The 13,810-nt window shown below is 38.5% G+C and carries 9 protein-coding genes and 1 pseudogene; 2 read left to right on the plus strand and 8 right to left on the minus strand.

From position 1 onward, the window contains the following. Positions 1 to 71: 71 nt before the first annotated feature. From M1D67_RS19475 to M1D67_RS19485, 3 genes are all read right to left on the minus strand, one after another. Positions 72 to 1,559: an N-acetylmuramoyl-L-alanine amidase gene (locus tag M1D67_RS19475; protein WP_026580183.1), complete on the minus strand. Its 1,488-nt coding sequence runs from the start codon at positions 1,557 to 1,559 to the stop codon at positions 72 to 74. Positions 1,560 to 1,643: 84 nt separating this feature from the next. Further along, positions 1,644 to 3,788, minus strand: coding sequence for a SpoIID/LytB domain-containing protein (locus M1D67_RS19480; protein WP_075212716.1), 2,145 nt, complete (start codon positions 3,786 to 3,788; stop codon positions 1,644 to 1,646). A gap of 29 nt (positions 3,789 to 3,817) precedes the next feature. Continuing rightward, positions 3,818 to 4,138, minus strand: a complete 321-nt coding sequence (locus tag M1D67_RS19485; RefSeq protein ID WP_026580185.1) for a hypothetical protein — start codon at positions 4,136 to 4,138, stop codon at positions 3,818 to 3,820. Between the two features lie 197 nt (positions 4,139 to 4,335). Here M1D67_RS19485 and tagU point away from each other — a divergent pair, with 197 nt between their 5' ends. Further along, a complete protein-coding gene (tagU, locus tag M1D67_RS19490) occupies positions 4,336 to 5,256 on the plus strand; it encodes a polyisoprenyl-teichoic acid--peptidoglycan teichoic acid transferase TagU (RefSeq protein WP_035337801.1) in 921 nt (306 codons plus the stop codon). A 30-nt stretch (positions 5,257 to 5,286) separates the two neighbouring features. Here the strand turns inward: tagU and wecB are convergent, their stop codons facing one another. Then, complete coding sequence (gene wecB, locus M1D67_RS19495; protein WP_035337804.1) at positions 5,287 to 6,426, minus strand: non-hydrolyzing UDP-N-acetylglucosamine 2-epimerase; 1,140 nt, start codon at positions 6,424 to 6,426, stop codon at positions 5,287 to 5,289. Between the two features lie 837 nt (positions 6,427 to 7,263). Between wecB and galU the strand changes: the two genes are divergently transcribed. Beyond that, entirely contained in the window at positions 7,264 to 8,142 is an 879-nt protein-coding gene (gene galU, locus M1D67_RS19500; RefSeq protein WP_026580188.1) for a UTP--glucose-1-phosphate uridylyltransferase GalU, read from the plus strand. A 50-nt stretch (positions 8,143 to 8,192) separates the two neighbouring features. Here the strand turns inward: galU and M1D67_RS19505 are convergent. The 4 genes and pseudogenes from M1D67_RS19505 to M1D67_RS19520 all read right to left on the minus strand — a co-directional run. Further along, positions 8,193 to 8,334, minus strand: a pseudogene (locus M1D67_RS19505) (hypothetical protein); the annotation flags it as partial. Between the two features lie 669 nt (positions 8,335 to 9,003). Continuing rightward, complete coding sequence (locus M1D67_RS19510; RefSeq protein ID WP_026580189.1) at positions 9,004 to 11,706, minus strand: bifunctional glycosyltransferase/CDP-glycerol:glycerophosphate glycerophosphotransferase; 2,703 nt, start codon at positions 11,704 to 11,706, stop codon at positions 9,004 to 9,006. Positions 11,707 to 11,802: 96 nt separating this feature from the next. Beyond that, positions 11,803 to 13,143, minus strand: coding sequence for a glycosyltransferase family 2 protein (locus M1D67_RS19515; RefSeq protein ID WP_026580190.1), 1,341 nt, complete (start codon positions 13,141 to 13,143; stop codon positions 11,803 to 11,805). A 533-nt stretch (positions 13,144 to 13,676) separates the two neighbouring features. Beyond that, positions 13,677 to 13,760 (minus strand): hypothetical protein, encoded by an 84-nt coding sequence (locus M1D67_RS19520; RefSeq protein WP_257007265.1) that lies wholly within the window; start codon positions 13,758 to 13,760, stop codon positions 13,677 to 13,679. Between the last annotated feature and the right edge of the window lie 50 nt (positions 13,761 to 13,810).

The following is a 13,810-nucleotide window of genomic DNA, read 5'->3' on the forward strand; positions in this document are numbered from 1 at the left end:
TCATACTATATTATAAAGACAAAACAAAGGCAGCATAGGCAATTTTTCCGAAAAACGAATTTCTTTATATTTTAATAGTAAGCAACAATTCCGTCGTAAATCGCTTTAGCGCCTTTTTCTTTGTAGGTCGAGCTTTTGAGTTTTGTCGCATCACTTACATTGCTGATAAACGCAAGTTCAACAAGGCAGCTTGGCATTTTTGATTCCCTGATGACATGGAAGTTGCCGATTTTCACACCGCGGTTTGACGTATTCAATGCAACATAGAGACGGTTTTGAATCTCGGTTGCCAGCCTTTTGCTGTTGGCCGATTCATACGTTGTATAATAGTAGGTTTCTGTTCCGGAAGCAGCAGGTGTTGCCGAGTTTGCATGGATGCTGACAAACAAATCCGCATGATTTGACTGCGCTTTTGATACACGCTGTGCGAGCGTCAGGTAAGTGTCGTTCGTTCTCGCCATAACTGGCAGCGCCCCGCCGTTTGATAATTTCGTATTAATTAATTTTGCGACATCAAGGTTCACGCTTTTCTCATATAAACCGTTGCCGACAGCACCGCTGTCTGTACCACCGTGCCCTGCATCAATGAAGATTTTTTTGCCGACGATCGGATTCTTCAGCTGTGATACGACATTGGATTGAAGAGAAACCGTTCCGCCAAGCACGGTAAACGTCGTCATGTTTTTGGAACCGATCACTTCTCTTGTCGGTGTCGGCAAAGATGATGCATTCGTGAACATCATCGGACGGTTTTGCTTAGCCGCCAGAACAGATCCTGTTAATCCGTCGGCATACGCATAGCCATTGCTGATGATTGCACTCTTCGCAGAAGAATAGTATTTCTTGACGACATTGGCCGCGACTTCATAGCGGTTGCTGCCGCCGATTCGCGTCGGAGAAGCAAGCTGTTTATATACGGTGCTGGAGATGCTGACTTCACCGCCTACGACAATGGTCGATGTTGTTCCTTTGCTCTTCATTGCATTTTTTGTCGCTGTCGGGATGGAATTGGACGATGTTAAAAGGATCGGGATGCCGTTTCTCGCGGCATATGCGCCGATCGCAAGGCTGTCAGCATAGGCCGTTCCGTTGGCGATGACAGCTTTTGAATTGCTCGGCAGCTTATTCGCAATATTTGCCGCAACCTCGTAGCGATTTGCCCCGCCGATGCGTTCGACAGATGACACACCAAGCTTTTTAATCTCGCTTACGACGCCGTTTTGAACGCTGACGGTTCCGCCGATTACAATCACTTTGCTAGGTTTTAACTGACTGATTCGGTTTTTAGTGGCCGTTGGCAATTTGGACGCTTCCGTTAATAGGACAGGCGCGTTGTTTCGGTAAGCAAATGGAGTCGCTGAAAGGACGTCGGCATATGCCTTTCCATTTGCAACAATGACTGTGCTTGCACTTGACCATCCCTGCTTGGAAACATTCACCGCAACCTCATAACGGTTTGCACCGTCTAATCTTGTGACAGAGTTGGCTGCAAATACATTAGGTACAAACAAAAAGAACCCTAACAACAACATAGGTACAGCTTTAAGAAAGACCCTCAAAAAAATAACCTCCAAAAATGTAAATGTTATGTTTTCCCCTGAACATGAACAGAGGAGGCACTGCTGCCTCCTGTTCTAACTCTATTAATAGCTTGATAGAGTCGTATTTGGATAATAGAAACTTAAGATTTTCTTGTAATCGTGCCCGGCAGCAGCTCTGGCATTTGCTCCGTACTGACTCATGCCGATGCCATGGCCGAATCCTTTACCGCTGAGAACAAAAGCGTTCGTAACGTTGGATACCGAAGCATACGTGCTCTTCATATTCATGCCGCCCAGCATCGATCTTAATTGAGTCGTCGTCACGGAAATCGTCGCTGTTTTTTCTGAGAGATTTCCGTTTGACAGAACATAGCCGTTTGATTTTTCTTTGACAAAGTAAGAAAACTTCACCTCTGCTGTTTTCGGCCGCTGACCGGCAGTTTTCGCGCTGCTCAAGGTCAGGCTTGAGATTTTCGTGATCTTAATGGATTCTGCACTAGGATATTTATTGGTAATAAACCAGCTTTTCAGCCCAGACAAATAGGCAGAGTTCGTTTCATTTGTCGTATTCCACCATGTGCCAGGGCTCTTTAGGTTTAAGCCGCTGGTATTGATCTGCGTTTTATTCAAGGATATCGACCAGCTGTTTTTCGGGTCGTATGTATCCGCTTTGGCGATTAAATATGGAACATTGCCGCCCCATACCTCTGCGCTTGCTTCCGTATATCCCCCGTTGCTCGATGAGTAAACAGCCGAAATCAAGTTGCCGTTATATTTTAAAACTTGTCCTTTTGTTGTATTTACAACGCTGGATGTCTTCGAATTCCAGTCGTATCCCCCGTAAACCTGAAACGCTTGCGTATCGGCCACTACTTTTCCTGCGGAACCGACCGAATATGTTCTCGCTGCCACCGCTTGGGCTTTTAATGCTTCCGTCTGCCAGCTTGCCGGCATTTCGTGCGGCACAACACCTTTCAAATAATCTTCGAACGGAATGTTTTCGTTTATCGGCCGAACATATTTGCTTGATTCAATCGTAAACTTCATATTGCCTAAATAAGGCCTTCCGTTGATGCTGATGGAATTTGATGTCGAGTATTTTTTAGGTGATGCCGTAAATGTCGTTCCAAGCGTTTTGACAGCTTTATTATTTTTGTAGAGTACAAGCTTTCCGCTTGATAGATTAACAGAGTATCCATCTCCGGTAAGCATGTCTGCCAGACTATTTTTCAATGAATCCGTGATTGAAGTGGTCCCCCCAAGCAAAGCAAAAGACTGGGTTCCTTTTTTCGCGACTACATCTGCTACAGGAGTCGGCAGGCTGCCCGATTGGACAAGCAGCAAAGGATGCTTTTGTTTGGCTGCAAGAACGGAACCGGCCAATGCATCTGCAAAAGTCGTTCCGTTAGACATGAAAACCTTTGATGCGTTCATGTTAAGCGTGTTGACAATATTCGCCGACACTTCGTATCTGTTCGCTCCGCCGATGCGGGTAACAGACGCTTTTTTCTTTAATGTGTTTTCAACGCCTGTGCTGACACTCAACGGACCGCCGACGATCGTAACCTTGCTCGGAATATTGTAATCGCTTCGGATCGTATTATTCCCTGAAAGCAGTATCGGATAACCGTTCATTGCCGCATAAGGCGCGATCGACAGAGCGTCGGAGAAGACTAGACCTGTGGCAACAATCGCCTGGCTGTAGGACCCCATCCGGCTCGCGATGTTTTTGGACACATCATAGCGGTTGGCGCCGCCGATGCGGTCAATGGCCCCATACTTTTTCAGCGTGTTTTCAACATTTTTGGAAACGCTCGCCGTTCCCCCGATAATTAAGATGTTATCAGGCTTCATCTTGGCAATTTGAGTTTCGGTTTTCGCCGTCAGCGCGCCCGCATCAGTTAATAGAATCGGCGCATCGTACTTCTTTGCAAGCGGAGATGCAGAAAGCGCATCCGCAAAAGCGTCCCGATTGACAATCACGACAGTGCTCGGGTTCGTCCATCCGGCTGATGCAACATTGTTTGCCACATCGAAGCGGGTCGCCCCGCCGTACCGCTCTGTCGCGGAAATTCCCGAGCCCGGAATTTCGTATGCGCCGGTAATGCCGAAATCAACGCTTGATTTATTGCCCAAATAATTGCTTAATTTTACCGAGATTGTTTTGTCGGCAGCCTGGGCAGATTGTGTAAACATCAGAGCTGCAGCAGTTACTGACGACAGAAGCAGAAGCTTCATTTTTTTCAAAACGTTATAAACCCCCTTGATTCAGCTCTTTATTTTGTTTCGATGCTTTTCAGCTCCAAAACGCCATTTCCGCCTTTTTTATATTGGACTTCTACTTTTTTGCCTTCTTCAATGGAATTGACTTTATCCTGAAGATCTTCATCGACTTGAAGCGTTGTTTCTTTGCCATCGATGTTCACCGCAATTGTGTGGCTGTCAGCCAACCCCACGAATGAGCCTTCTTTAGTGACGGTTTCTTCAGATGCCGCATTTTTATTGTTTGTGCTTGACTTGTCCTCCGATTGGCCCGAAGTGCCACAGGCTGACAACAAAAGCAGCATTGATAATGTTAGAACTATGAGTTTTTTCATCTTCTTCACCTCTCCCTTTTTATCGACAAATTCCAACAGATTCTTTAATTATAGCGAAAAATTTTGCAGATTGATTGGTTTTTTTGAAACATTTTTCTAAGGATTTCGTCTATCCAAAAGGACACATATAACTTTTTGTTGTTTTTGAATTTTAAGAAACTTATAATCAAAGTAGAACATTAAAAGGTGAGGGCTATATGAGAGCTGAAAAGAGGAAGAAAAAGAAAAAAATTCTTTATACAATTATCGCTTTGATTGGTATTTTTGTTCTCAGCACAGGCAGTTACGCCTATTACTTATGGCATAAAGCGGCATCTACTGTAGCGAACATTCATGAAAATATTAACAAATCAAAAAAACGCGATTCAGCTGTTGACATTGACAACCATGACCCGTTTTCCGTGCTTCTCATGGGTGTCGATGAACGGGACGGTGATAAGGGGCGCGCAGACTCCCTCATCTATATGACGGTGAACCCGAAAACGAAAACGACTGAAATGGTCAGCATCCCGCGGGATACGTATACTGAAATTATCGGCAAAGGCAAGTTGGATAAAATCAACCATTCATACGCATTCGGCGGTGTTCAGATGACGGTAGACACGGTTGAAAACTTCCTCGATGTTCCTGTCGACTACTTTATCAAAGTCAATATGGAAAGCTTCAGGGATGTCGTAGATACGCTTGGCGGCATTACCGTGAACAGTACGTTTGCTTTCAACTATGACGGATATTCATTCGGCAAAGGCGAGATTACGCTGAACGGAAAAGAAGCGCTCGCTTATACGAGAATGAGGAAAGAAGACCCGAACGGCGACTTCGGGCGCCAGAACAGGCAGCGTCAAGTCATCGAAGGAATCATTAATAAAGGCGCCAATATATCGTCTATCACGAAATTCGGAGATATGTTCAAAGTGATCGAAAACAACGTTAAAACGAATCTCACGTTTGACGATATGTGGGATATTCAATCCGGCTATAAAGAAGCTCGCTCAAAAGTCATCCAGCATGAGCTGAAAGGCGACGGCACAAAAATCAACGGAATCTATTATTACAAAGCTGACGAAAGTTCCCTTTCCGACATTACAGCCGAACTGAAAGAAAGCCTTAATAAATAAAAAAAGCTTCCTGAAAAGGAAGCTTTTTTATTAGTCTTTAAACACGTCAGGCCGCGCACTTCGATATCCGTACCGATAAAGCAGCGCCTCTGCAATTCGCCGCGAAGCCTGTCCGTCCCCGTATGGGTTTGAAGCCCGTGACATTTTGCGATATTCATCTTGATCGGTCAACAGCTGTTTAGTCAGCTGATAGATCTTATCTTGATCCGTGCCTGCCAGCTTAAGTGTCCCGGCCTGAACGCCTTCGGGCCGTTCCGTCGTATCTCGAAGCACGAGGACCGGCTTTCCGAGCGACGGCGCTTCTTCCTGCACCCCGCCCGAGTCAGTGAGGATGAAATGAGCTTCAGCCGCAAAGTTGTGAAAATCAATGACTTCGAGCGGCTCTATCAGATGGACCTTCTCCAAATCACCAAAATGCTTTGCAGCCGCTTCACGAACAGCGGGATTGAGATGAACGGGATAAACAACCTGTACGTCGTCAAATTCTTCGACGATCCGCCTGATTGCTTTAAACATATTTTCCATCGGCTCACCTAAATTTTCACGGCGGTGGGCGGTAAGCAAAATCATCTTGTCATTTCCTATTTTTTCAAGAATGGGATGTGAATAGCCGTCCCTCACTGTTGTGTGAAGCGCATCGATTGCCGTATTTCCAGTGACGTAAATCGTCTCCTGGTCTTTATTTTCACGGAGCAGATTCTTTTCGGCCTGCTCTGTCGGCGCAAAATGAAGATCGGCAATCGATCCCGTCAGCTGCCTGTTCAGCTCTTCGGGAAACGGCGAGTATTTGTTTCCGGTCCTGAGTCCCGCCTCTACATGGCCGACGGAAATCTGGTGATAATAAGCGGCAAGACTTCCCGCAAATGTCGTTGTCGTATCACCGTGAACAAGCACAATGTCCGGTTTGATAGACTGAAACAGCTCGTCCAGTTTCACAAGTGCATTAGACGTAATTTCAGCCAGCGTTTGCCTTTCTTTCATGATATTCAAATCAAAATCAGGCTTTATATTAAAAGCTTCAAGCACCTGGTCAAGCATTTGCCTGTGCTGTGCTGTAACCGTCACATAAGACTCAATTTCGGGGTGTTTTCTTAATTCAAGCACAAGCGGCGCCATCTTAATGGCTTCAGGGCGCGTGCCGAAGATGGTCATGACTTTTAATTTTTTCACTATTGTCACCTTTTTCTTAAAGTAATTGTTTGTTAAATAGAATATTGAATCCTTCTCTTTAATAAGTTTACTTACTTTTATTCCTATTAAAGAGAAGCTTTTTTTCGATTCAGGGTGCTATTAAAACGGCGGAACATGCCCTTTGTTCTAACAGCATAAAATACTCGACCAAAACCTTTCAGGATCCTTCGAAATAAAACACACCGTTCCAATCATGATAAAATATCTTTGAGCTTCTTCACACTAGAATGGGAAGATTAAATAAGGAGACATCCTCTCCCTGTTTATACACCTGTCCAAACAGCATAAAAATCGACAAAAACTGCATAAAGGAAGAATACTCTTCTTGTGCCACCTTCGGAAAGCGATTCAAGCTTATTATGTACGTACGGAGGTTAAAATAATTTGTCCAGCTGAAACAATGTCCTCTTTTTGTTTCTAGGTCAAAAAAACAACCATTTTGCCGGCTTTACGCTGTTTTGCAGAAGGTAATCGACCTATTTACAGCCAAACTTTTCTCTGACTGAAGAGCTGCAACAGCGCGCCCTTCTCTAACAGGTCAGGTGAATCAATACTATTATATAGAATCTTTATTTACACTATCTTTTTATCGTTTCAAGCATGTTGACGTTTATCATTCGCATCCATTACCATAGCAATCCTCTCTATTGATTTCAAGTTTTAGTACTACCCTATATTACTTGTTTAAAGTTCGTTTTTCTTATATGATAAAAAGTGTTAACAATATGAAAAATGGGTATGTTCAATAAAGACATTAAAATACTTGCGATTCATTGAATTTGATCGTAGACATTGTATAAGGAAGGTGTACTGAACATGAAAAAAGTACGTAAAGCCATAATCCCTGCCGCGGGTCTCGGAACGAGATTCTTGCCGGCTACAAAAGCAATGCCGAAAGAAATGCTCCCTATCGTTGATAAACCAACTATTCAATACATAATTGAAGAAGCTGTTGAAGCAGGTATTGAAGATATTATTATCGTCACAGGTAAAAGCAAGCGTGCGATTGAGGATCATTTTGATTACTCTCCTGAGCTTGAAAGAAATCTAGAAGAAAAAGGTAAAGTAGAACTCCTTGAAAAAGTGAAAAAAGCTACGAATCTGGCTGATATCCACTATATCCGCCAAAAAGAGCCTAAGGGACTCGGGCACGCTGTATGGTGCGCTCGCAACTTTATCGGTGATGAGCCGTTTGCGGTTCTGCTTGGAGACGATATTGTTCAAGCTGAAAAACCCGGATTGCGCCAGTTAATGGATGAATACGAAAGAACGCTTTCTTCTATTATTGGTGTTCAGCAAGTGCCAGAAGAAGAAACACACCGCTACGGCATTATCGATCCTCTGACAAGCGAAGGCCGCCGTTATCAGGTAAAAAACTTCGTTGAGAAGCCGCCTAAAGGCACAGCTCCATCTAATCTTGCCATCTTAGGCCGTTACGTATTCACGCCTGAGATCTTCATGTACTTAGAGGATCAGCGGGTTGGAGCCGGCGGAGAAATCCAGCTGACAGACGCCATTCAAAAGTTGAATGAAATTCAAAGAGTGTTTGCGTACGACTTTGAAGGCAAGCGTTATGATGTTGGTGAAAAGCTTGGTTTTATCACCACAACTCTTGAGTTTGCGATGCAGGATAAAGAGCTTCGCGAGCAACTTGTTCCATTTATGGAAGGTCTACTAAACAAAGAAGAAATCTAAACAAAAAGGCTATTGGACATTCATCCAATAGCCTTTTCTTATTTCGATATTAAGGTCGGCCTGTCGCTTAAAGACAATGACGCTGGAGTAACGAGAGAAATGTTATAAAAAACAAGCTCTGATGCTTTATCATTCTCCAGTACATAGCTGCATTTTTTCATTATCTAAATCCAGCGTCCTGCTGCCGTCAGCTTCCGCTTTGAATCTTGATCCTTTGAAACAGATGCGTTTTCAAATGCAATAAACTCTTGCTTGTTGTCTGCGAAGAAGCGTTCCTCTGTCTTGTCCTTTGCATCGCCATGATGGTTCTACACTTCATTTTGCGGAAAAACGCCAAACGAAGTGAATGAAAACATAAATACAATCATACAAATTAAATAGGAAATATATTGTATCCATGAGTAAACACCGCTTGCTAAAAAAGCGACATAAACACTCATCATTACAAAATTAACTAAATAAATTTGAAGTAGCCGCGACAGAAGGCATTGAACTGGTTGGGCAACTACATTGATCCACTTAAACACACTGTTTGATCCATCAAGAATAGTCGGTCTAATAAAAAGCCACGGAATCAAACCAGCCATCATCCAAACAATAAAAGGCACTTCTCCGATACCTATTATGACTTACTTACTGTCGCAGATTCCCATACCAAATACAAACAAACAGTACGCCAGTATTTTAAAAACCGCCATAATACCCCAAGATAACTTTTTGGATCTTTCGGTAAAAGAAATTTGAAAGCACCGGTGAATATTGTAAGAGATGTTGAGTCTTTTTCCCTTTTAAAAAAGTAAGGAGAAGTTCCGCAGAACTTCTCCCATAATTTTAAAGTGTCATTAAAGATCAAATTTAAGCTCATTTAGCAATTTTGCTATTGTCTAATTGCAAAATTGCATTATAAATCCGATCCCTATTATTTTTATCAGTATATGCAAAGAAGTTATCCACTCTTTTTCTATACTTATCTTCCATACGACCATTATTTTTCATATAATAGATAACTTTATCAATTAAGCTGTTATGATCTTCTATTACATCGCCAAATCCCATTTTCTTATAATCATAGTAATCAAGTTTAAAATGGTATGACTTTTCGTATTGATAATAGATCACAGGCTTTTTCTCGTATGCAAAATCAAATGCAACAGATGAAAAATCAGTAATCATTATATTAGAAGAATTAAATAACATTTGATAGCTGCTATTATAATCTGCAAACTTTACATACTCATGTTTTTCAAAATCTACGATCTGTTGTTGAATGTCCGGATGCGGGAAAAAGGTTATCTTATAATTATTATCCTTAGCAAATTGAATTAGCCGTTCATCATTAATCAAAGCATTATACCTAGCAAAGTATTCACTTTCTTTAAATTTCGGATTGTACGGTCTTACTCCTTTTGCCTGATCTTTAGGTAATACAATATCTTTTCTCCATGTAGGCATGATTAGAAGCTGCTTTTCCCCTTTACTCTTCTTAAGATTATCATATCTTGGAAATCCACCCAACAAGATATTTTCTTTATTATAATTGTAATTCCCTTTCACAATAGACTGATATTCAGGTTTCGCTGAAGTTACTAATAATTTGATATTCTTGCTGTATTTGTTTAACCATTTAGAATGATCTGCCATTGTTATTCCATGTTGTAAAAAGACAAACTCAAAATTAAATAAATCTCTAAAATAAATCTCCATATTGAAAAATGGATTTACAACCCAATTATCCGCATGTGTAGATATTACCTTGGAGGAGGATAAGGTTAAAATTTTATGTCTAAAAGATCTGTATGGTATAACCTTTCCGTATTTTTTAATTCTGACATAATCCTTGCTATCTTTTTTTATTATAAAGTATTTTTTTACCCCATCATTCTTGTTGGTTGCGTATTTAAAGAGGTGCTCGGCATTATCATCAGCTTTGTCTTGTCTGTCTATGAATAACCATACTGGTTTTCTATTAAAAATCGTGAAAACATGGTATGCCATTCTTGCCACCAATGCCTTCTTAATAGCTGATTTTCGTTTCTTTGATTTCCCCCCTGATTTATGAAGAGATTTTAAGAAACGAAACTCTTTTATAAATCTATTTTTAATATTGTTTTTTTCATACATTAATTTTTTGTAATTATAATAAAAAATATAATCTTTTTTAGCTGTATAAGAATTATATAGATTGCTTGACAAACCTGAATACTTGAAAAAGCGAAGTTTTGTTATCTTCATTTTTTCACCCTTAGCTATATAAAATTCAATATGTTGATTGTCTGCTAGATAGCTTTTGGGAATATCTATAGAAAAACCAGGATATTTTTTTATTACTTCTCCTAAACTTATATAGTCATTATGCGGTCTTTTTATATGCTTTGCTTTTATTTTTGTTTCGCCAATTTTAGCATAAAAATTAAAACCTTCGGAATCAAACAAAGAGCTCCAAAAACCTTCTACGTGAATAAAATTCTCATTTTCTTCTAAAATCTCAATAGTTAGAGTTTGATCCGATAATTTCGAAACAATTTTATCTTCTCTGTATAAATAATAATCATATTCGGTTTCACTTTTATATACATACCTACTATAATTTTCACCGTGTTTTAATTTTAAAGCATGATATAAATAGAAATGGCTGATACTTTTTGTTTTAATGATGACATCGTCGTCGATATACGATAATACTTCTCGAATCAATGTTAAAAATTCGCGGTATTCATTTTCGTCTAAAGGTGTTTCACTAATGTCTTTAACCAATAATTTCCATTTCAAATCATGCATAATCATATATTGAAGAAACAAAGGTATTTTCTGTTCATGGTTTTTTGTGATATCGATTAAATTCTTAGAGAAAGTGATAAGTGAATGGTTAAACCAATTCTTATTTGCTTTAGCAGTCTGCATGGCAGATGATCCATCTTCTCTAACTCTATAATGGTATTTTGCCTCTTTAACTAGACCATACTTTTTCTTTTGCGATATGATTAAATTAACTAGTTTGGCATCTTCTCCTATTTTACAATTTTCATCAAACCTGATATTTTTCAAGGCATCTTTTTTTATAAATGTAGAACAGCAATGAGTTAATATATAATGCGGTTCTTTTTCTACATCCAATATTCTTGTAGAAGAAAACTTATTATTTAGATTGTGTTCTCCTGTTCTTCCTTCTGCAAAAAAAATAGGGATTGCTACAATATCAATTTCATTCTTATGCTGGTCAAAGAAGTTTAAAACATTTTCGAAGGTTCCTTCTGAAACAAAATCATCCGGATCCAAAAATTGAATGTATCTACCTTCAGCATATCTTAAGCCATAATTTCGAGCACTGCTCACTCCGCCATTCTGTTTTTTTACATATACAATGTTATTGGGATATTTTTGTGCATATTCTTTACAGATGATTTCACTTTTATCGGGGCTATCATCATTCACAAGTATTAACTGAATATTCTCAAAACCTATAGTCTGGTTAATGATACTTTCTATAGCATCAGTTAGATATAACTCAACATTATAAATCGGCATTATAACACTGAAATCATAGTTAAAACTCTTTTCATTCATAAAAGATCACTCCTAAACAAAATGTTTATATGAATAAGAATCCAGTAAAAAAAGAAAAACCAAAGGGAGTGCCACTCTTAAAAAACAGGTTTAAATCTACCTTTTTTTAAAAACCCTTGTAAGCAAACTTTTAAAAATGTTTACATGGTTAAGTTCTAAAACATCATTTGGTGTTTTAAGGACAAAGTCAAATGCAAAAGCCCAAATTGGTATTTCAACAACAAAGCCAGCATATCTAAAATCTCTTAATTTATATCCCCATACTTCAATCGTTTTTTTCAGTTCTTCTCGTTTGCATTTTTTTAATCTATTAAAATATCTTATATAAATTTCATCGTTTTCTTGCATCTCATAATACTGGTTAATAAAGTGCCCTGTTAATTCAAGCTTAAATCCTTTTATTTTTGTCGAGGTAATAGTACATGAACTTTGTAGTACTCTTTCTTTTTTTATGTTTTCAAGAGCTTCTGTATTTGCTTCTAATAAGTGATACATAAATTCTTTATAATACATGGGCATATTTTGTTCTTTTATAATTTGTGGTTTAATATATCTTAAAATTTTAATAAAATCATCAACAAATTTTTTTTGTTCTTGTTGATCTAAAACAGACTTATAAATATCTCTATAGTTCTGATATAAAAACAGTTTCATATGATATACAATTAAAAATTGCAAATAAGGCAGAACTATATCATATTGTTTAATTGAATCCCTCAACAAAGTCATATAACATGTATTCAACAAATATGTGTACCTTTTTTTGTTAAACCATGAACGATCAACTAATGAGTTCTTTTCCTTTCGTTTTCTATAATAATACTTTCCTTCTGCAACTGCTCCGTATCTTTTTTCTTTCAGCAATAACTGGTTAAAAAAGATAGCGTCTTCCCAAAACTTTATAGTTTCATCAAACTTGGCGGTACTATTTAGTATATGTTTTCTATAAAAAGTGCCGCCAATATAAAAATGAATAGCCTTATAATCGTTGAGGATATTTATAACTCTTGTTCCTTTTTCAAATCTATTATTTAATTTATGTCCGCCTTCTTTTTTACCTGTGTAATAAACAGGTAATACCGCAATGTTTACATCTTCGGAATCACAAAAAAAATTATAAACACTTTGCAGCGCATTTTGAGAGAATGTATCGTCAGAATCAAGAAAACCAATGAATTTGGATTTTTCACTTACATTTGATAACCCACAATTTCTTGCAGCAGAAGGTCCGGAATTTTCAATTCTCAAGATTTTAATATTATTAGGATATAGATCTTTAAAGAATTCACAAATTTGAGGACTGCTGTCAACGCTGCCATCATCTATTAATATCAGTTCTATATTTTCCTTAAATCCAATTGACTGGTTAATGACACTCTCTATTGAGTCCCTTAAATAATTCTCAGAATTATATATTGGCATTATGATAGAAAACATGTAGCACCTCTTTATTTAGAAGTTAAAGGATTGTTTCAATTACTCTTTTAGAAGCCTTGACATCTTCTAAATTATAAAAAGCTCATAGTTAGATCTATATAGATTATGTGTAACAACTTTTTTACTGTTTTTATAAGTTCTGCCTTGTTTGAACTAAGTTTTCTGATGTTTTCTGTTGAAAATTAAAGTAGAAAATATTTAAGGGAATCCGATAAGCCGAAAGATCAAATGCAAAAAACACAATGGGTTTTTTAATTAATATATCAGATCATGTATTCTAAGAAGAATAACCACAGAGTCTCCAAGATTCCCTCTTCATTTCCCCTAAATCATTGGAGTTTAAATTTATACTGGCCAGCTTTCTTAAATTCATTATCCCTCCAAGTTGGTGCACATATAAATTTTTTTTATTTTCTCTAATCTGACGAAAATTGAATGTCATTTATTGTATAACCAGCTTTAGAAATTTCCCTTTTGAATATTGAAGAGCACAGCACGTTTGAAAATTTCAATCGAGTATGCATTAGAGAAATTCAATAATCCCATTTGCTGGCTTGCTGCAGAACATTCTGTTTATACTTTTCAGTTGTGGTTCCGGGTATGTGCACTTCATCCATATCATTAGCTAGTTTTTTTAGCGGAGTGCCGTGCCACGTTTGCAAATACT

This window comes from Bacillus sp. PK6-025, assembly GCF_056530265.1.

Bases quoted from the DNA above. Each gene is read 5' to 3' on its own strand.
- M1D67_RS19485 (WP_026580185.1), bottom strand. From the start codon at position 4,138: ATGAAAAAACTCATAGTTCTAACATTATCAATGCTGCTTTTGTTGTCA.
- tagU (WP_035337801.1), top strand. From the start codon at position 4,336: ATGAGAGCTGAAAAGAGGAAGAAAAAGAAAAAAATTCTTTATACAATT.
- galU (WP_026580188.1), top strand. From the start codon at position 7,264: ATGAAAAAAGTACGTAAAGCCATAATCCCTGCCGCGGGTCTCGGAACG.
- M1D67_RS19510 (WP_026580189.1), bottom strand. From the start codon at position 11,706: ATGAATGAAAAGAGTTTTAACTATGATTTCAGTGTTATAATGCCGATT.
- M1D67_RS19515 (WP_026580190.1), bottom strand. From the start codon at position 13,143: ATGTTTTCTATCATAATGCCAATATATAATTCTGAGAATTATTTAAGG.
- M1D67_RS19520 (WP_257007265.1), bottom strand. From the start codon at position 13,760: ATGGATGAAGTGCACATACCCGGAACCACAACTGAAAAGTATAAACAG.